Origin of the sequence: Pseudomonas sp. AM8, from assembly GCF_036346475.1 — a bacterium.
Lineage (GTDB): Bacteria > Pseudomonadota > Gammaproteobacteria > Pseudomonadales > Pseudomonadaceae > Aquipseudomonas > Aquipseudomonas marginalis.
Map to the genome: position 1 here is coordinate 751,084 of NZ_JAOTNX010000001.1, position 18,228 is coordinate 769,311.

17 protein-coding genes and 2 pseudogenes are annotated in these 18,228 nt (G+C 49.3%); 4 read left to right on the top strand and 15 right to left on the bottom strand.

What is annotated here, in order from left to right:
• Positions 1–34: 34 nt before the first annotated feature.
• The 7 genes from V3W40_RS03645 to V3W40_RS03675 all read right to left on the bottom strand — a co-directional run bounded on the left by V3W40_RS03645 (position 35) and on the right by V3W40_RS03675 (position 4,757).
• Positions 35–424 (bottom strand): DUF2946 domain-containing protein, encoded by a 390-nt coding sequence (locus V3W40_RS03645; protein WP_330214456.1) that lies wholly within the window; start codon positions 422–424, stop codon positions 35–37.
• 11 nt (positions 425–435) lie between these two features.
• Entirely contained in the window at positions 436–1,062 is a 627-nt protein-coding gene (locus V3W40_RS03650) for a putative natural product biosynthesis protein (protein ID WP_330214457.1), read from the bottom strand.
• 239 nt (positions 1,063–1,301) lie between these two features.
• Complete coding sequence (locus V3W40_RS03655) at positions 1,302–1,679, bottom strand: DUF2946 domain-containing protein (protein ID WP_330214553.1); 378 nt, start codon at positions 1,677–1,679, stop codon at positions 1,302–1,304.
• 367 nt (positions 1,680–2,046) lie between these two features.
• Positions 2,047–2,652 carry a hypothetical protein gene (locus tag V3W40_RS03660; RefSeq protein ID WP_330214458.1) on the bottom strand — a complete coding sequence of 202 codons (606 nt, stop codon included), beginning with the start codon at positions 2,650–2,652 and terminating at the stop codon, positions 2,047–2,049.
• 171 nt (positions 2,653–2,823) lie between these two features.
• Positions 2,824–3,873, bottom strand: a complete 1,050-nt coding sequence (locus V3W40_RS03665; protein WP_330214459.1) for a DJ-1/PfpI family protein — start codon at positions 3,871–3,873, stop codon at positions 2,824–2,826.
• 132 nt (positions 3,874–4,005) lie between these two features.
• A complete protein-coding gene (locus V3W40_RS03670; RefSeq protein WP_330214460.1) occupies positions 4,006–4,428 on the bottom strand; it encodes a CopD family protein in 423 nt (140 codons plus the stop codon).
• A complete protein-coding gene (locus V3W40_RS03675; protein WP_330214461.1) occupies positions 4,416–4,757 on the bottom strand; it encodes a DUF3817 domain-containing protein in 342 nt (113 codons plus the stop codon). The genes V3W40_RS03670 and V3W40_RS03675 overlap by 13 nt, the downstream gene beginning before the upstream one ends.
• A 447-nt stretch (positions 4,758–5,204) precedes the next feature.
• Between V3W40_RS03675 and V3W40_RS03680 the strand changes: the two genes are divergently transcribed.
• Complete coding sequence (locus tag V3W40_RS03680) at positions 5,205–6,251, top strand: GlxA family transcriptional regulator (RefSeq protein WP_330214462.1); 1,047 nt, start codon at positions 5,205–5,207, stop codon at positions 6,249–6,251.
• Positions 6,248–6,379, top strand: a pseudogene (locus V3W40_RS03685) (DUF2256 domain-containing protein). Before V3W40_RS03680 ends, V3W40_RS03685 begins: the two are co-directional and overlap by 4 nt.
• A 45-nt stretch (positions 6,380–6,424) precedes the next feature.
• On the opposite strand, the gene V3W40_RS03690 reads toward V3W40_RS03685, so the two are convergent.
• Complete coding sequence (locus V3W40_RS03690; RefSeq protein WP_330214463.1) at positions 6,425–6,787, bottom strand: histone-like nucleoid-structuring protein, MvaT/MvaU family; 363 nt, start codon at positions 6,785–6,787, stop codon at positions 6,425–6,427.
• Between the two features lie 976 nt (positions 6,788–7,763).
• On the opposite strand from V3W40_RS03690, the gene V3W40_RS03695 reads away from it, so the two are divergent.
• On the top strand, positions 7,764–8,312 hold the full coding sequence (locus V3W40_RS03695) for a 3'-5' exonuclease (RefSeq protein WP_330214464.1): 549 nt from the start codon (positions 7,764–7,766) through the stop codon (positions 8,310–8,312).
• A gap of 28 nt (positions 8,313–8,340) precedes the next feature.
• Here the strand turns inward: V3W40_RS03695 and V3W40_RS03700 are convergent, their stop codons facing one another.
• The 4 genes from V3W40_RS03700 to V3W40_RS03715 are packed head-to-tail and all read right to left on the bottom strand — an operon-like array spanning position 8,341 to position 13,005.
• The gene (locus V3W40_RS03700) at positions 8,341–8,823 is read right to left on the bottom strand and encodes a Mov34/MPN/PAD-1 family protein (protein WP_153328936.1); all 483 of its coding nucleotides are present in this window, start codon (positions 8,821–8,823) and stop codon (positions 8,341–8,343) included.
• Positions 8,820–10,604: a ThiF family adenylyltransferase gene (locus V3W40_RS03705; RefSeq protein WP_330214465.1), complete on the bottom strand. Its 1,785-nt coding sequence runs from the start codon at positions 10,602–10,604 to the stop codon at positions 8,820–8,822. The genes V3W40_RS03700 and V3W40_RS03705 overlap by 4 nt, the downstream gene beginning before the upstream one ends.
• Entirely contained in the window at positions 10,588–11,838 is a 1,251-nt protein-coding gene (locus V3W40_RS03710; protein ID WP_177111399.1) for a nucleotidyltransferase domain-containing protein, read from the bottom strand. Before V3W40_RS03710 ends, V3W40_RS03705 begins: the two co-directional genes overlap by 17 nt.
• Positions 11,839–13,005, bottom strand: coding sequence for an SAVED domain-containing protein (locus V3W40_RS03715; RefSeq protein WP_017734289.1), 1,167 nt, complete (start codon positions 13,003–13,005; stop codon positions 11,839–11,841).
• 159 nt (positions 13,006–13,164) lie between these two features.
• Here V3W40_RS03715 and V3W40_RS03720 point away from each other — a divergent pair, with 159 nt between their 5' ends.
• On the top strand, positions 13,165–13,539 hold the full coding sequence (locus tag V3W40_RS03720; RefSeq protein WP_017734290.1) for an AbrB/MazE/SpoVT family DNA-binding domain-containing protein: 375 nt from the start codon (positions 13,165–13,167) through the stop codon (positions 13,537–13,539).
• 327 nt (positions 13,540–13,866) lie between these two features.
• Here V3W40_RS03720 and V3W40_RS03725 read toward each other — a convergent pair.
• The 3 genes and pseudogenes from V3W40_RS03725 to V3W40_RS03735 form a co-directional block, all read right to left on the bottom strand.
• Positions 13,867–14,197 (bottom strand): annotated as a pseudogene (locus tag V3W40_RS03725) (hypothetical protein).
• Positions 14,198–15,638: 1,441 nt separating this feature from the next.
• A complete protein-coding gene (locus tag V3W40_RS03730) occupies positions 15,639–16,082 on the bottom strand; it encodes a hypothetical protein (protein ID WP_017734294.1) in 444 nt (147 codons plus the stop codon).
• A gap of 15 nt (positions 16,083–16,097) precedes the next feature.
• Positions 16,098–18,227 (bottom strand): hypothetical protein, encoded by a 2,130-nt coding sequence (locus tag V3W40_RS03735; protein WP_177114979.1) that lies wholly within the window; start codon positions 18,225–18,227, stop codon positions 16,098–16,100.
• Position 18,228 lies beyond the last annotated feature (1 nt).

The window sequence follows — 18,228 nt, forward strand, 5'->3', positions numbered from 1 at the left end:
GGCAATGCGTGTTCAGCAAAGAATGGAGTGACGTTCAACGGTTGATAGGGGGTGCTCGGCTTCGCGCGCCAGGGAACACTGGTGGCGCTGCTTGCTGAGTGATGAAGCGGGCGGGTAAATGCTGTAACGGTGAGACAGTTAGCCTAAAGCCAGCCAGATTTGAGTCGGTGAGTGCAGGATGCTGGAACAGCAGTGAACAATACCCGCACTTCTCCCATACGATCAGATCATGGTGCTTATCAGCTGAGCCATGGTGAGTCACCTGGCTCATGCCAGGCATGTCGTGACACTCCATGCCCGCCATGCTCATTGATTGGCTTTTACCACGGGCAAGGCTGATACCCTGACTAATCAGCGGGCCGACAAAGATCATCAGCATGGCGAAAAGACTCAGCCATGCTCCGATCAGTGAGCGCTTACGCACGCGCAGGTGCTCTACTGATCACGTACGGCGGTGGATAACTGCGGTTGACCAACGTCTCGGGGTATGGGTAACCAGTGATTAAATCCTCCCCCCTCCGCACCTGATAATGGACGCCAGGCGAAATCCCACGGTAAAGGCGCTAACGCCTCATACTGAGAGTCAATGGTGCCGGAAAGACGGGGCTTAACCTTCCAGTCATACACCCTCACCGGCGAACCTTCCCAAGCCAAAACCAGTCCTACCGACTGGGTTTCGTCAGTATTTATCCAACGTGCCGCTGCCGCAGTCATGAACGCGTCTATGTGCTCCTCATGAATTTGCTTTCGATATGACGACGTAAGCAACCAACGACAAATACTCAGGTAATAAGTCCAGTTCAAAGGTGGCCGGTTACGGTATGCCCATGTCATGAAGCTTCGAAATATATTCAAGCCTTCTGGCGGATCTAGCTTTAGAAGCGAGGGGCATACATCGAACAGTGCATGCCAATACGGCAGTAGGCGCGCATCGAGATGGACGAAACAACGTGCATTGCTGGGGTAGTCGTCACACGGCATCAGGACGTCACCGCGCCCCTTTAAGCTCGACGGTGTACTGACTAGCCGCGTCACTCCAGAAGGAATAGCTACAGTGCGCATATCTTCCTCCCTGCCATCGAAGCTTGAAGTACACAGGCTGTAGGAAAACCGAACGTTATCTTTTTGAATAGGATGAATCTGCGATCTGAATGATCAACCAAAGACGACATGCTGCGCCCCTTCCAAACATGATTGAACGTCGCCCACGAAGCGTCGCATCAGCAACAACCTTGTGTAAAACGGACGACGGAAAACAAGCAATAGCCGGCGAACCAGACCGGCTATTGGCAAGCGTCAAATCAAGGGGAAGCGCGAGGGTTGGCCGAGGGCCAGGAATATCGAGGAGGTGCCTTGCACCGCAGCTCACGACTAGGGCGCGGGTTTCGTCCGACTCGCAGCAGCCAGGTCAGACAAAATAGAAACGCGATGCTTAACGTCACCGCCGAACATATAGGACAGGAAAAGCTAGACGTCCAACCGTTTGCTGACTGCCCAGGTAGATCCGTGATTTTGAGCGGACTCTTGCTGCCCAATTCAGAGCAAAATTGACCACCCACTCCGTTGAGCTCGAATCCGATCATCTGCCCATGCCCCAATCCGCAAGCGAACACGTTGAACAGGACGCAAAAATAAAGCGTCCATGCAACGAGCGAGCGATTAGTCAGAGATAGTTTCATCGCAGTAAGATTAGCACTGAAGCACTGAGGATTGAAGATCAAGCTGTGAGATTCAGCCCCGCCCACTCGGCACTGCAATGCAAGTCATTAGCATATGGTCGGGGCAAGCTCATCAGACATCTCCAGTTTTGACGAATGTTGCACACCTTTTCGCTCAAACTTAAGTCCTAACTAGGGCCAACGATTTCGACTGACGTGTGACTAGTGTAACCGCTGCGCGAGCTTCTATTGGGACTATATCGAAACGAGGTAGCTCTCCTAACCATCCCCAAATGCGATCTTAATGTGTACAGAGGCTAGAAGATATTAATATCCCAGCCCGTCGTCTGAGACGGGATTGTCAGCAATAGTTACTTGGAAACCAGCTTTAGTTTTTCACGGGAACAAGATCGAGTTTCTGCCGGAGTAACTCAAGCGCTTGCACCTGGACTTCACTATGTTTAGGTATATTTGACAAAATCTCCTTTTCGCGGATGTGCCCCGTCCACATAGGGGTAGCAGTGCGACGACTATCGCTCTCCAAAGTCCCGAGATATTGATCATCTGCTGAATAAAATTTTAGTGACACGTAAGCGGACGGTTGTGAAAACCGGGTACTGACAAGTTGTGACTGCATATCAAGCTTAACTATGAGCTTGAAACCATTGCGCGATGCCTCTTCAAACGACTTAAACTGATGGACTTTTCCCAACCGAGCCTCCAGCAATTCAGTGATGGCTGCGACACCGGATTTAGGGGCTGAGGCGTCCAAGTATGCTTCGCGTAGAAAGTTACTATATAAATTTGCACTCGACCCCGTGTTATAATAGCGATTATAAGTAATTATTTCTTGAGCTGTTTCTGTCGCAGAGTCGCTTATGATAATGGCGACAGGGCCAGCCGGCAAATTTACGGGAGCTGTCGCGTCAGTGCGTTTATGATCGCCGACAATACCGGCGGAGCAACCTAACACCACACAAAAAGTAATACTCATAAGGAATAGCTTTAAACCACCACACCAAAACTTGGCTCGACACAAGCAAAATAGTCTTTGTATACTTAGCACTTATAAGCCCCCAACCTTAATTAACCCTAATATTTTTCATGCTTAAGCCCTCTTATAGGGCAAGCTATAACAACAGTCTTTTATTAGTAAATATAAAAATCAGCCAACCTTGCTTCCTGTCAATCTAGACGCAGGAAGGCTACCTGCTTTTGCAGTTCCGCTCATGGTGTTCAATGAAGTACGAACCGCAAAATCGAGGGTGATCTTCAAAGGCTTTTTTAAGGCTTGAGACCAACAGAGTTGATCGCCGTTGATCCAAACTGAATCGAGCTGCGTAGTCTCTCCCTCTTGCGTAGCAGTCCCTTGAAGGAGACCATCCACAATGAGTATTGAAAGCATGACCTTCATAACACCGATAGGTGTACTTATCTCAACGTCCCAGTCGCCCAGGAAGCCCCTGCCCTCGCTAGACACTGCCTTTGGATTTTGAACATCAGCGATGCCGTGCTGTTGATCTACATCGGATGCTGGATGCCAACTCATAGGCGTCATACCTCGTGCGTTCCACACTGTGCCACGCCGTTCGTATTCAAAGAGCACCTCAATGCTGAGGGCTATTTGTGAGCCCAGCATACGATCAACCAAATACAAGGCGAGATCCAGTCCTGAAGTAACACCACCGCTAGAAACGAAGTTGCCATCATCCACCACACGAGCATTTACCGGGAACGCCCCAAGTGTCGACAGCATCGTCATACCGAAGTGATGAGTCACTGCGTTACGTTTTCCGAGCAGACCGGCCATAGCGAGCAACAGACTCCCTCCACAGACGCTTGCGACAATCGTTTCAGGCAGATCGAAAGCCCTTTTCATTAGAGGCACAAGTTCGGTGTTGGCGGCTTGGTTGAGAAGAAATGGAGCTGTATCCTTGCCATCACCGTGCGGATTTCCTGCAGCCCCTGGAATTACGATGATGTCAGCCTCTTCAGGGCTTAGCGTTCCATCGGCTGGAATAGATAGAAAACAAAGTCCACTGGTCACGGAGCGCGGCCCCTCGGCGGTGACCAGGTTGACTTTCAATGCTCCGTTGGAAAGTTGTGCAGCAGCTAGGAAGACTTCGTACGGAGCGATGGCGTCAAGTAAATCAAAACCATCAAACAATACAATCTGTACACAAAGCGGTGTATCTGAAGAATAAAACCTGGTCATAAAAATCGCCTCGTTAAAAGAAATTCATGCATGCCAAATGCTCACGCGCCCGAACAAAAATCCGATATGTGAAAATTAAGCGCTCTGCTCTGGTTACTTAAAGACTCTTACCTAGATAGCAAATCGTGAGAATCAGAAAGGCTTAAGTACCACTAGGAAAATTATGATGAGAGGTGCAACCAGAATTACGGGTAGCATATTTCTCCCGTAGCCTCCAGCCTCTTCAATTGAAAGCATCCGTCTCAACCAGCCCGATTGAACCCCGTGTACCGCAGCCAATATCATTACGACAGTTATCTTCGCAAACAACCATCCGCTACCGAAGAAATTGAACGTAAGCGCAATATATAGGCCACTAACAAAAGCACAAATCATGGCTGGCGTAGTTATGACCTTGTCCCATTTGCGTACCAGGCGAAGCCGCGCTAGCTCCCTAGGCATAGCCGGGCCTGATAATTTGCCGTCGACGATTATGACTACAGCCTGCATTATTAATCCAGAAACCCAGAGCAGTATCGAAAAAACATGTATAACTTTGAGGATCAGATAAAGCATACGTCGTCTAACTCCGCCAGAAGCTTGACATCGCAGCACATGGTGGCCATCCATATCCCACCTAAAGGTATAAATGCAGCCACTAAAGCTCGTAAAACAATAATTGCCTTCCATTTATCCTCTGCAGCAACAGATAAAACCAACCAGATGTAAATAAGGAACGATACGCCATGTATAGGGCCCATCCAGGTAACTATTCCTGGATAACCTAAAACATACTTTATGAGCACTGCTACGCAGGTCAACAGTATCAAAGTAGAGCCTTCCATCAGCGCAACCCATCCCAGTAACCGCCGAGGGGAGAACGTTCCAATTTTTTGCTTAAGCATTGTTTAACCCATCTAGGTCGTCGTAGGCCTCATTGTCTGTAACGTACCTGCATTACGCCATGGCTAGAACGCCATTCTTCATAGGATTCAAGCCAACCAAAAACTTGGCTTAGATCAGAGCGAGTAGATATTAGAGCTGTCGGCGGACGCTTTTACTGACGGGCTTCCACGTATCCATAATGTTGATTAACCACAAGGACTGCAGCCTAACGCATAGCTAAGCGATGTCCTTATACGCCCCGCCTCTGTCTCGTGAGCTTTTCGACCAAAGCCTTTCCGCCTTCACTAGATCGCTACCATTCTCTCCCCCAGCAGCCCTTACCCTCCTCGCAGAGCCCCGCTAAGGTCTTGACCGCTCATTGCGCATCAAGGTGTGAGACTGAAATCCTGTCGAAATTGGCCGGAATCATATGGTCAAGACAATGTGGCTGAAATACTATTTCCCGTATGATTCCCGCCATCATACATAAGCGCTACTTCGACTGCTTGAACAGTCAAGGCCCGAGGAAATTTACGATCAAAACGCATAACGTAGTAATTCTCGCCTTCGACGGTGTAGTAGCTGGCGACCTGACAATGCCTGCCGAGCTTTTTGAACGCGTGGAACTCACGAAAAGCCACTACCCCTACCAAGTTCGTGTATGCGCTAGCACCCCCACGGTACAGACACGCTCATTTGATTTGCAGATCAGATTTTCTCTAGACGAAATTACCCGCGCTGACACATTGATTGTGCCTGGGCTAAGCGATCCAACCAGTCACGTTCCCGACGCCATTCTCGACGTCATCCGATCCGCCACTCAGACGGGAGCAAGGATCGCGTCAATATGTACAGGTGCATTTGTTCTCGCTGAAAGCGGTGTACTAGATGGATTGAAGGCTACTACCCACTGGAAGGCCGCTGAAATGCTGGCGAGGCGATATCCGAAGATCGAAGTGAATCCAAACGTACTGTTTGTCGATAACGGTCAAATACTGACATCCGCAGGGGCTGTGGCTGGCTTGGATCTTTGCTTGCATATGATCAAGCAGGATCATGGCGCCAGTGTCGCGGCGGGAGCGGCGCGACTCGCCGTTGTCCCATTGGAGCGATCTGGCGGCCAAGCACAGTTCATTGTCAGAGAAATCCCCTGCGCGCACACGAGCCTTTCGCCCGTCATTCAGTGGATCGAAAGCCGACTAGCTACGATTATTACGATCAGAGGTATGGCAGATTTTGCAAAGGTCAGCACGAGAACACTAACTCGTCGCTTTCAAGAGCAACTAGGCCTAAGCCCCCTGCAGTGGGTGATCCATGTAAGAATCACTCGTGCGCAATGCCTGCTTGAAGCGACTGATTTACCAATCGAACAGGTTGCTGCAGAAGTAGGATTTAGTTCTTCGACTTCTCTAAGAGAGCACTTTCTACATATCGTAGGTACGACCCCTACGAATTATCGACTGGCTTTCAGAAAAGCGCCTTCGAGGACACAACAGCAATCGGTGAAGCAATAAGAAAGAGCGATCTTCCTGTAAAAACCTGCCTTACCTGCGGACTTCCTTTCACCTAGCGAAAGAAATGGGCGCGGTGTTGGGAGGAGGTTCGTTACTGCTCGCAGCGCTGCCGGCGAACCAAAAGTTAAGCCCAAAAAAGGGCCACCACTGGCCCTTATGTACACAACCCCAAATTACTTGCTTAGCCAGGACTCGACAGTCGCTGCGCCATGCTCAGTTTTCCATTCCTTCAGGCCGCGATGCTTCCCGCCTTTCGTTTCAATGATTTCACCGGTGTGTGGGTTCTTATAAACCTTCACCTGGCGGGCCTTGCGTGTGGGTTTAGGCTCAGATACTGGAGCGCGACGACCAGCTTGTGGATCAAGCAGGTTGATCACGTCCTTCAGGCTGTAGCTGTATTTTGCGAGCAAATCGCGCAGCTTCGTTTCGAATTCGATTTCTTTCTTGAGGCCAGCGTCACCCTTGAGGGCTTCGAGCGCTTGGAGCTGGACGGCGAGGTGTTTTTCGAGCTGACGGAATTCTGCGAGTTTGGACATGGAAACTTCCTTAGTAATTGGTATTTTTACGTTACAACAGAATAGACACTCAAATGAAGGAGAAATGTCAATGCATAGCTTCCCTGCGCTATTAGAGCATTTGGCGCTCTTCCTGAGGGTCGTAGTAAGCGTTTTTAGGAGACGCAAAGGCCTATGAATAGGATCGTTTGAATTTCTGGCGCTTTATTTCACCTTTCGCATACGACCGGTGACCGACTCCAATGACCTCGACCATACCCCCCTCCACTTACTCTACCGAAAGCCTTTTAGCTCATGCTGCCCAACGTCTAAGCATTGCTATCAAAACAGCAAAGATGAGTTTTGGGCAGCGTTTCAGGGTGCTGCACCATCAATAGGGGCTCCGTTGCCTTTCCCGATTGAATCAACCGTGGCCGTGAAGGATTGGATGACGTACTACATCAACTGCGCTCGTAGCGTTGTTGTTCTGATACAGCGCAATCATTTGCAATGCAAAAAGGTGGTCAAATGAAGCGTAATTCCCCAATCGCCACGTTTAATAGCGTTGTTTTCTGAAAACTCGCATTTGTTCTCAAATTCTTCAGGTGACGTGTCGAACACTTTCTGAATGGACACTGATGCCCTAATTTTTAAAAAATATCTCGTCGCCATGGACACAGTTAAATAGCGCTACAAAGCACTAATTTCGGTGGTTTCGCCAACTGTCCATACCCTGCTAACTAGCGGATGATGTCGCCAGTGCCGTCCTCAGTATTCTGGCACTTGACTGCCCAACGCTCGCTCATAATCTTCCGAGCCCTCATCCGACACTATGAGAATGACACACATCATTATGCTCGGACGCAGAGCTGACCAAAGGAACGTACAATTCCCCGGGAGGCATGCACTGCCGCTGCTCGAACGCCGGATAACAGCGAAATGGGTCAATGGCTTTGCCGCCTTTCCACCGTCACATGGTTACGAGCTTGATCTGGCAATTACACGAAAAGGAAATAACATGAACCCTGATGAGCTTTATGTTTCCGTCGACGTCGAGACTTCTGGACCTATACCAGGCGAATACAGTCTGCTTTCAATTGGAGCTTGCCTTGTAGATCAACCTGCCACGTCCATCTATCTTGAACTACGACCTGACAGTCCAAAACACGACCCAGAAGCACTGGCAGTATCGGGGCTGAGTCTGGAGAAGCTGGAGCGCGAAGGACTCACTCCGCAACAGGCGATGCTGACATTTGGTGAATGGCTGAAATCATGCTGCCAAACGGGACAGAAGGTCATTTTCGTAGGACTCAATGCACCGTTTGACTGGTCATTCGTCAACTACTACTTCCACAAATACTTGGAAACCAACCCCTTTGGATTTACCGCTATCGACATGAAGGCCTACTTCATGGGAGCTGTAGGTTGCAGCTGGCAGGAAACAAAATCATCCAAGATGACCGCTGCGCTGAAGCCACTCAGCGAACCGAACCATAACGCCTTGGATGATGCTCGCTTTCAGGCAGAGCTCTTCGCGCTAATGCTTGCGGGTAAAGGTAACCACTGACGTGCCTCCCACGGCACCGACTTGAAGCTTATCTAAGCCAAGTTGCCTCAACATATCTGCCGCCCCTGAACGACCACGCCTTGATGCCTTCTGGTTTTTCGGACTTGCCAACGATAATGGCTATTGGGTGCGGCAGATCCTGCGTATAACGCGCAGCAAATCTGAAAAAACTTCCTATGTCTGCCGGAGAAATCACCGGGACAGATTGGGGATGCGTATGCCAATAGCCCACCAGACGTAACCCTTGTTCGTTGGCAGCTTGGATCTCCTGACGGCACCGCTCCGCATCCAACTCTAGCCAAGACCAGCCTGACCGATCGGCGCAATGAGGCAACGTGGCCAAGGCCAGCAGCAACCCTTTCGGATTAACCGGGCTGACGAATAACTGTCCCCCTCGCTCCACGCCAAAAAGGCCCTGCCGATGACTATCCAAGATGTCCGCGACAGCTTGCGACACCAATAGCTCGGAATCCACCTCCGCCCATCTCCAGCGCCAAGCGATATCCGTCATACAGTTTCATCCCTATGTTCCGGCCATCCGCGCTCGAGTAAGAGTTGCTGCGCCCCCTCTGGCAGCTTGGGCCCATGGTATTGGCCTCCTAGGCTCGGCACATCTTCAGGCCTGTAGATGCTACTGACCCAAGATGCAGTGCCGATGTTGCCGGTCAATGCGCGTAAAGCCGTGTGCGACACCATAGAGGCAATATTGGTCATACCCAGCGACCCGCCTGGAATAAAGCTCTCCCCACACGCGGGCAGTGGAACCACACCTCCTCCCGGCCACTCTGTAAACTTATGAAGAAAATCGCCGATGTCCGTGAATAAATGACGGCCATCAAAGATACCGGCTGGTGCGAATAGTGCGTGGCCCACCTGGGTATAAGGTTCGCTCCAGGCTTGTAAAAGTCCCCAAGAAACGCCGCTGGATTTGGCTCGCCATACAGTGACCTCCGACTGCCAGTCTGCTGTCGTAATCACGACAAGATCTGCGTTATCGAACACTTCTGGTTTGCTGCTCATCACTACTTCTGCAAAAGTCGAATAAGCGGTGCATTCTGTAGTCGGAAGATCTAACAGAATCTTGTCCCTCAACGCTGAGGCTTTCAGCCTCCCTAGGCTATCCGCTCCCAGAACGTGCCTACCCAGATTGGCTGACACCAAAGTGTCAGGATCGATGAGGGTAAGGTGGCCGACACCGGAGCGTGCCAACTGTATTGCCACCGCACTGCCTAACGAGCCAACGCCAACACAAACGACCCGAGCATTTTCAAGGTGCTTTGCTGTGCCGCTTATATCGCGGGACAGAATGGACGCACGATCAAGCACGTCTAGGGCAGTTGCGCGGACGAGTGCCGGAGGATGTGCATTTGCTATGGCTGGCCGGCGGCGCGCTGTGCGCAAGCCAAACTTTGCCCCCCGCTCTTGCTGTACGCCAAGCGAGCGCACATTGAGGCAATAAGTTGGAGCATCCGCCCCCCCAGGAAGCTCCAGGACAATCCATCGACTCGCCAACGTTCCATGCAGCTCAAACCATGCCAGCAATTGCTCGGCATCGTCTGGTTGAAGGTGTGGCGTTAGCCACAGCAATAAATCTTCTGGATCCGGGGTGCGGATATCCGGATAAGTCTGAAGCTTGACGTAAAAACCGGGAGTTTCGGCCGCGCGAATGACAGCGGAGCGCCCGACAACCCGTCGGTAATGCCCTTTGAGTGCAGCTATGTTCGATGCTAGCCAAACCGTTTCCTGACCGGATGGCACAGCCCGGCGCGGATCGCTGAGAGCAAACAACTGCGAGGCGGTCTGAGGTCGATCCAAAAGTAAGAGGTTCTGGAATGACTGACCGTGCTGAAAAAACCAGTAGGTAGTGATCTCATTCTGAAATTCGATATCGCGCGTTGTCTGGCTTGATCCCATCTTGGACAACGAAACGATCTGGGCCAAGCGCGCAAGGCTGTCCTCTACCACGACCTCCGGGGAGCCCATAATGGGGCGCTCCTGAAAGCCATGAAGACAAAGCCCCGACTTGGTGGCATGCGGCCAAACCAGCCATGGAGAAGGTTCGACGTTCAGCCGCAAGAGCCCACGGGGAAAGTTGGAGGGGAAACCTATACGCAGTCGCCGCTCCTGCCCCGTGTAATCGATGGGCAAGGGGAAGTGAAAGCACGCCGCTTCGTCAGCCCGCATGGGTGCGGGCTGGAGCAATGCATCGGCCGCATCCTGACCTAGGGTGTTTCGCAGTGCCGCGATTCCGCGCTGCAATGGCGTCTTAATAGGATCAGCCAAGGCGTCCAACTGGCTTTACGCTCGACTGAGAGGTTCCGCCACCGCTGGCACCTCCGAAGAGCGAACCCATCGAAGCAGAGTTTCGAGTAGTGCCATCCGGTCGGCCGGGCATCGTCCAATTCGCAGGGATCTCATTGTTCACTGCCGTAATGAGTGCCGGTGCAATACCGAAATTCTTTTTCACTGCCTCGGCAAAGGAATCGTTGGATTCAAAACTTTCCAAACCCAATGACACAGATGCACTGGCGTCCGCATGCCACTTGGCAAATGATTGACGATAGCCTTGCCCCTCGCCCGGTCGATTCCACTTCTCTGCAAAGTTTTCGCCATTATCGGCAGGGTTGCAGACAAAGAAATCGCTACCTCTTTGCGCGATGTGCTGCGGCATTCTGCGAACGATTTCCAAAATTGCATCGAGCGGTGCCAAAGGCTTCGACTGGGACTCCTTCACGACATCTAGGTACGCGTGAGTGGCCAAAGTGGTGATAACAGCAGATATGGGGCGAGTATCAGCGCTCCTTGTTTTGATGGCCCATTCATCGCGATGCCGCTTAAGCAGCTTTATGGTCGCACGCAGGGGATCTTGATCGATGTAGTCCTGATAATGCGGCAAAGGATCTTGTGTTGCGGCATCAAGCATTCGCTGGCTTTTGGCAATTGCCAAGCTTTCCAGAGAGATTTTCTGGGCCGAAGCAACCTGCAACCAATTCGAGTAGGGAATAGGGCTGCTTGCTTTCCACCCTGTGATCCGATCCGGAACCTCCAGCTTACCCTCGCCGTTTGCTTCGCCATTTCCGTTGATCGCGCGGGCAGGTGTGACATCAATGTGGAAACCTGGATTTTCGTCGGCATAAACGATCCGAATACCACGACGTAGTTGCTTAACTTCCTCCTGAACGCGGGAGCCTTCTCTAAAACGCTGTTCAATCGCCTCTAGAACTTCCTTCGCACCAGCGCCTTGAGCGTGAGGGAGCCAGATAATCGCGTCCGCATCAATGGTGTCCAGATCCGCAGGCGCGCCGGGAATTGGCTTGATGGTGGTTTTCAGCCGCATTGAGCCCTGAACGAAGATATGGGCCTCAGCGAGCAACGGATTGTCAGAAGCCGAGAGGATTTTTTCCAGTTGGGAGTAGCGGTCGTTGATTTTTTCGTACTGCGCTTCCGACAGCGAGATTTCCCGCGCGGCGCGAAGCAGAAAATATTCCCAACTGCTGCGCTTGGTCTGTTCGTTGCTCAAAAGCATTTACATAGCCTCCTGGGCCACCGAGCCCAATTGCAGTGTTTGCGTAAACCGATCTTGGTTTTCTTTGTCCCGATCGAAGATCAGGTACGTATGTTGATGCTGCGTTGTGAGCAACGCGCCAAACTCGATGGCCAGTGCCGCAGGAATGGCAGCGAAGACGTGGATAGGATCAGGAGTCAGAGCCTCAAGCTGACTCAGTCGTATTTGGAGTGCGTCGCGAAAGGCATGAATCACCCGACGGTTCTGTACCATCGCGTAGCTTGGTTCAGGGATCGACAGCTCTGCAATACGTGCACCGGGTAGAGCGTCGGTCACGTCGCGAACTGGAACTTGTGCAGAAATGGAGAGCACCAACGCCAGTGGACCATCGCCGTTGGGTGGAGGCGTGAACAGAAAACTGGGCGGCTCAGCACACTGATCGGGCCAGCGCAAAAGATGCTCGCGGTGAAAAGAGAAGATTAAGCGTTTGGAACGATCGCCGATGCTCTGGCCCAACATCATCAAAGCTGGGATATCGGCCAAGCCTACTACTGCTAGCGCGGGCGAGTCGCCATAGGTGCCGCCCCGACGCTTGAGTTGCTGCTCCAGCTCATACTGGATGCTGTCTTTGACGTTCTGCCAATAGGCAGCGTCCCTGCCGCGCGGTCCGGGCGCAGGGAAGGCAATTTTGATGCCTTGATCGAAGGCGGTTAATCCCTCCGCAGACATCGCAGTCAATAGATCGCGAACGGGAATATCGTTGATCGTCTGGAAATGCTGACTCTGAACAATGAGAGGAATCGCTCTGCCACCATCAGGGGTCGTTGCGGCGATTCGGATGCGCTCTAGGTATGCTTGGTGTAAACCACTCAAATCATTTTCAGGATAACCGTCTGCGTCACGATCAATTTTGTCATGACAGCCTGGGCACAGGAGCATCAGGTTAGCAGTATCGTTCGTGTGCGCCTCAGCATCATGATCCGCGCGTCCCCGAGGCCCCTTGGGACTGGCGGGTAGGATATGCGCCACCTCGCCCCATTTCATTGGCTTGCCGGCACGATAGTCGAACGTTAGATCTGTGCCGCACAGTTCGCAATGACCAGCGGTCTGTGTCCATACGATCCGCTTCGTCTCATCATTCGTGTTAAAGCGCCCAATCGCGGGCTTAGCGTCTTCTGGTTCTGCCATTTCGACCTACCCCCGAGAAACATCCATGATTGAAAACGATGATGGCAAGATAAGATCATATTAAGGTCATTTGCCTCAAATTCAAGAGAGATCTGAGTGGTGACCAATGCTGAGCCAACTTCGAGCAGGACGCTTGTTTTGACTCATCGAAACGGAGTGATGGCAGCTTTCGCTTTCTGGAAAATGCTGATGGGTAATGGCGCTGACCAAAGCGTATGTTGCAGCACTTCGGGAGAGGCAGAAAATCGGCCAAAAGCAGACGGCAGTGATTATCACGCTTCAACCGGCTTAGGCATCGCGAGCATAATGAATCGTTCCTACCAAGACCAACTCGTGGAGAATATTATGATCGAAGCTCAGCGCTGGAACGTGAAATGCCAAAATCCTACAGATGGAAGTGGAGACGTCATCGTTGACTTACCTGCCGACCTACTCGTGAGCATGGGACTCAGTATCGGCGATGAATTGACCATTGAAGTGGTCGACGGAGCAATTGTTTTAACTCCTAAGTCGAAGGATCAAACTATCCCCTGAACCATTTCAGGGCTCGAGTTAAATCTCAGGTTAGCACACAGAAATTGGGGCTATCGACGGCGAAGAAAACTCTATTGGGTTAGACAAGAAACTGCGGTGCTACGCTGCAACTGGTCGATTTTTACCTGTCGCCACCCTTAGATACCTGGCTTGGGTTGGCGACCACTTAAACATTGAGAGTTGGATCGATTGATGGTGTTAAATCCAGTCCGGGATATGACTGACGCCCCTAATATTTTAAGCTTCAATCGACACGAACCTGTTAGATGACCCCGCGGTAAGTGAAGGCGGCTTAATACCCCGCGGGCGAAAAGTGAGAGTACCCACTTACATCGATGTGACCGACACTACTTTCACAAACCTAAATTTTTTTGGCCGTCTTTGTAGCTTCTCGTTCTGCAACTAGTAAGCTCAGCGTATCGGCCTCATGCACCATCTGGTGCGTCTCACCCTCGAATTCGCTCCCCACACGGAGCGTAACTTTCAACCTAGATGTGAAGCCTTTTGAAACCGCCTTTTTCCTCGCTGCCTTCCCCGGTTGCACGATCACGACATCCGTGACTGTGTCCTGAACGTCTGAGTTAATTGCGGGCGTAGAGGGCTCAGAATCACCGAATAGCGCCCCACGCATCTCATCTTCCATCAATTCCGTATTCATACTATTTCTCAGAAGAGTGACTGACAACTGTCGATCAGTAGCGGTCAATCTATCGCCTTAAAAGCCCCCGGCAATCAACTATCGGTGGGGTTTCTACAACGTTAGGAGGCGAGTTTTGAGAATATAATCACTCACAGCAATTTACCCGTTAGCAAACCTACCGGTTCATGCTCGACTCCAAATATAGCTGCAGCATCAAGGAAATGGTTCGAAGCATCACGGGATCGTCTCCGCAGTATTAGCCTCGCCTCCCTCTCGAATTGACCTTTCATGAGCCACTTGGATGTTTCGGCCTTACGTTTGCCTTTCATGGTCAATCTCATTAGGTCTAATCGTTTTTTTAGGGGGGTCTTGGGGTAAAGGTATCACCAAACGCTGGAGCATGGTGATTCACAACGCAAACCGTTCTGCCACTTGAATAAACATCACCTCAACCATTCTAGTTTCGGCAATGACCGCAAGAGTAGCGCTGCCGTACTGATGCATAGCTGCCGGCGGAAAATATCCGAATATATCCTGCAGACTATAATCTATAGTCACCAGGATATATTCAGATAGGTGTGGGAGCACTTAGCATTCAGCGGTAACAGTCAGTCATAAGAAAATTATCAATTAAGACAACTTCGGTCCAGCCACATCAACAGAGTGAAGACCTGAAAAGTTCTGCGGCTTAAACGGTATACCAAAAGGTGTTCCCAAAGCGCAGAAAACATTTAAACCAGTAAAACAAACACAATATTTATTGAAAGTAAGAAGCATATCCACATTATCAAAATTTTGTGAACACGAATAACGCTTTTCTGCATAAAGTCTGGCACAGCACCAATTATCTCTCTAAATATTCCGAGGGTGCGCTTTACGCACGTAAGGATTTCTGATCATATTTACAAGCTTTAGTGCATACAGTCTGAGCAATTCGTGGTCAAGACTCTGGCTTTGAGGAATCAAGCTTCTGAAGAAGAGTTTTCGTTAACCCGGAATTTTCATTGTCATACTTTCTGAATGTATCTTCAAGATGATAATGCCGTCCGTTTCCCAGTACTTTAACGCATTTAAATCCAACCTGGTCAGGTTATCTTAAATTTTTACACCTATTGTAGGCCCGCCTTCAACTTAGAGGATTCACGACACAAAATATTAAAATTAAAAATCCGCTGATTCTTCTTATTTACCAACTTCAACAAAGCTCGTCTAGTTGAAATGCCAATCACCAAAATTAGCAAACTGAATTTAATAATGACTGAAGCCGCCTACATATTAAAAGCCATATAAAATTATGCACGGCCATTTTTATTCAATGAGCGAGCCTTAGCTTCGAGGGTAAGTAAATCATTTGATCATATCCCTTAGCTATGGGTATCGCTGAGGTTGGAATAGATTTAATAATTCGCGCCTACACTTCGAATCAAGTATAAAAAAATTGATTTCTACCGAATTGCAGCTAAGGGTCCATAGCATGTAGACGCACCTCCGGCATTCGATTGCAAATAGGGCATTCGACCACACCTGCCATATCACGCCTAATAAACTTAGAAATATCTAACGACTCTTTTACGATAACGCTGATCACGTGCAAATATTGCACGCGCAACGCCTCATAACTCATGATTGTACGAGTCAAGTCATTCTCTAGCTTTGAAATTTTCACTTTTAAATTGGCAGCGTGCGAGTCCTTGTCCAGACTATATTTTTTAAGAGAAAGTGTAGATATGGCTTCATCAAGCTCCCCCTGATGCTTCCTGATAGTTTCTCTAGAAACGCTCGCAAAAACGGCTAATTCCTTTTGGCTATATACATATTGTTCCCCACGACTTAGATATTCAGTATTCAATGCATTCAACGACTTATTAAGATACTCACTCAACCGCTTTCCTCTACGCTGCATTTTGAGTCTCCGGCGCTACTTAAGTTGGCGAACCTCCAACAGGCGAGCGGTACTTCTTGCCACGCGGCTGAAATGGACATCTTGATGACCACCTTCCCCACCGTTCGCTTGAATATATTCCCTAATAGTATTAGCATCATCATTGATTTTTTTCAGCTCAATAAATTGACCTTCATTCTCTACATCCACCACCAAACTTTCACAGCAGTCTCCTCGCTCATTGACTGACAAGCAAGAGAGACTATGCCTGCACGTTTTCAGAGCTAAATCTAATGTACATCCCCCATGTGGCATTGGATTGACAATCCGTACTGCGGCTTTGAGGTATTGTTCGGCAGTTTGGCGATCGGTCATGCCCAAAATGTTATAAGTCTCTTGTATTTGCCCAATGGCTTTATCTTGCCGGATGCTTGTCAGCAAATCCTGAACAACTTTGCTTCTATCGATCGCTAACGTCTGATCATATACTCGCGCCTGCGCTAAGCTTTTTCTAGACAAGAGCGCATTAACTTGCAAATCAGTCAGCCCCCCTTGCTTGTAAACAGTATTCAACCAGTGTCGTATATCATGCCATGTGAAAGTGGCAACATTACCAGTTCTAGGATCAATAACATTGTATTTAGAAAAAACTGAATCTAGGCCTTTCGCGGCATCGGCCAGCCAATAACAAAATTGTGCTCGAGATACCATCGTATAATTAGCCAAATCCGTATTGAACGAAGTATGAAAAAAGAAACGGGGTAGAACCATCAGCGCATCCTCAACCTCAAGCACTGCACCAGTACCATCTCGAATAACTGGCTCAATTTGTTTATGAAATTCTCCCTCAAAATTGGAGTCATATGTAAATGGGAACGATTTTTTCAACAACTGATCCGAAAGACACACATCAAAAATCTTCCTCACAATACTAGTCGCTGTTTTGTGATGCCTAAAGCGCATCTGATAAAACTGCTCGAAGCGATTGAATGAAACCGAATGAGGATGCACCAACAATACTTCCCTCCAATTAGGAGTATCAAGCGTCACAGGAAACGAGCGCCAATTCGAATCAAAAGAATAATAGACACCTTCTTTAAGTGCCATTTGCCTGTTAACCTGTCTTTTAAAATGCCTTGCACTAACACCTACATACTTAGCTCCTCCATTGATACCCAGGCGCCGCTGGACTCCAACAAAATCTATAAATTGATTACGTTTACTAACCCAAACTGCATCAGGCGTAAAGATACTAAAGCTGGTGGTCCACTCGTGACAAAATCTCCTCGCATAGTACTCTGTAGCTTCCGGCGATTTCCAAACCTTATACCAATCGACAGCCGATGATTCTTTTCTTTTGCGCGCTATACGTCTGCCCTCCACTGTTAGGTTCTTCAAGAACTCGACTGCACTTTTAACTGCCGGCAGCAAATCCTGTGGAAACAATCTCAACGTCTGACCTTCGACCTTTTCGGGAAACAGTCTGAGCACCCACGCGCCCTCATGAAATACTAAACAATCAACTGGCAAACTTGCCAGCTCGCCAACACGCCCCCCCATTGCTGAATTCAGTACAATTGCATTTATAAAAAAGCGATCTTTCGGAGCAAGACTTTCGTTCGACGCTAGCCCGAAAAAATCTCTCATCACCTCAATAGGTATGAGTTTATTACGTCTCCCTTCCTCAGTTCCATCCCGACCATGCTCTATAGTGCTGGTTGCGAGCGCCTTATAACTTATTCTAAGACCTAGATTTATTCTCAGCCAAGAACCAAAATTAAATAGCTTTTTTTGAAGATTGACGTTATTCCCCACGGCAATTTCAAAATCACCATTATTCACCTGCATAATACTTTTTGACCCTAAGATTTCGTCCAGTTTTTTGATAGCCCTCATATCTCCAACGGCGGTAGCATCACAGATATTAGATTTCCAGCGCTTATTTAATATGTATGCTTTAGCTACAGCTCTGAGACCAAGATTACTAATGGACGAAAAAAGAACATTTGAATATCGCGCATTACCGGGACGTCTTTTCCAACGCAAAACATTCCATTTGTCAGAAAAAAAATCGATATCATCTTCCAAAATCTGCATCCACCGCGTGCACTTATCGATTAGTTGACTTGGCATACCGATTGCTTTTAATTTCTTTAATAATTCCAAT

Bases quoted from the DNA above. Each gene is read 5' to 3' on its own strand.
- V3W40_RS03695 (WP_330214464.1), top strand. From the start codon at position 7,764: ATGAACCCTGATGAGCTTTATGTTTCCGTCGACGTCGAGACTTCTGGA.
- V3W40_RS03665 (WP_330214459.1), bottom strand. From the start codon at position 3,873: ATGACCAGGTTTTATTCTTCAGATACACCGCTTTGTGTACAGATTGTA.
- V3W40_RS03710 (WP_177111399.1), bottom strand. From the start codon at position 11,838: ATGCTTTTGAGCAACGAACAGACCAAGCGCAGCAGTTGGGAATATTTT.
- V3W40_RS03670 (WP_330214460.1), bottom strand. From the start codon at position 4,428: ATGCTTTATCTGATCCTCAAAGTTATACATGTTTTTTCGATACTGCTC.
- V3W40_RS03680 (WP_330214462.1), top strand. From the start codon at position 5,205: ATGATTCCCGCCATCATACATAAGCGCTACTTCGACTGCTTGAACAGT.
- V3W40_RS03720 (WP_017734290.1), top strand. From the start codon at position 13,165: ATGGCAGCTTTCGCTTTCTGGAAAATGCTGATGGGTAATGGCGCTGAC.
- V3W40_RS03655 (WP_330214553.1), bottom strand. From the start codon at position 1,679: ATGAAACTATCTCTGACTAATCGCTCGCTCGTTGCATGGACGCTTTAT.
- V3W40_RS03700 (WP_153328936.1), bottom strand. From the start codon at position 8,823: ATGACGGATATCGCTTGGCGCTGGAGATGGGCGGAGGTGGATTCCGAG.
- V3W40_RS03660 (WP_330214458.1), bottom strand. From the start codon at position 2,652: ATGAGTATTACTTTTTGTGTGGTGTTAGGTTGCTCCGCCGGTATTGTC.
- V3W40_RS03650 (WP_330214457.1), bottom strand. From the start codon at position 1,062: ATGCGCACTGTAGCTATTCCTTCTGGAGTGACGCGGCTAGTCAGTACA.
- V3W40_RS03675 (WP_330214461.1), bottom strand. From the start codon at position 4,757: ATGCTTAAGCAAAAAATTGGAACGTTCTCCCCTCGGCGGTTACTGGGA.
- V3W40_RS03715 (WP_017734289.1), bottom strand. From the start codon at position 13,005: ATGGCAGAACCAGAAGACGCTAAGCCCGCGATTGGGCGCTTTAACACG.
- V3W40_RS03730 (WP_017734294.1), bottom strand. From the start codon at position 16,082: ATGCAGCGTAGAGGAAAGCGGTTGAGTGAGTATCTTAATAAGTCGTTG.
- V3W40_RS03690 (WP_330214463.1), bottom strand. From the start codon at position 6,787: ATGTCCAAACTCGCAGAATTCCGTCAGCTCGAAAAACACCTCGCCGTC.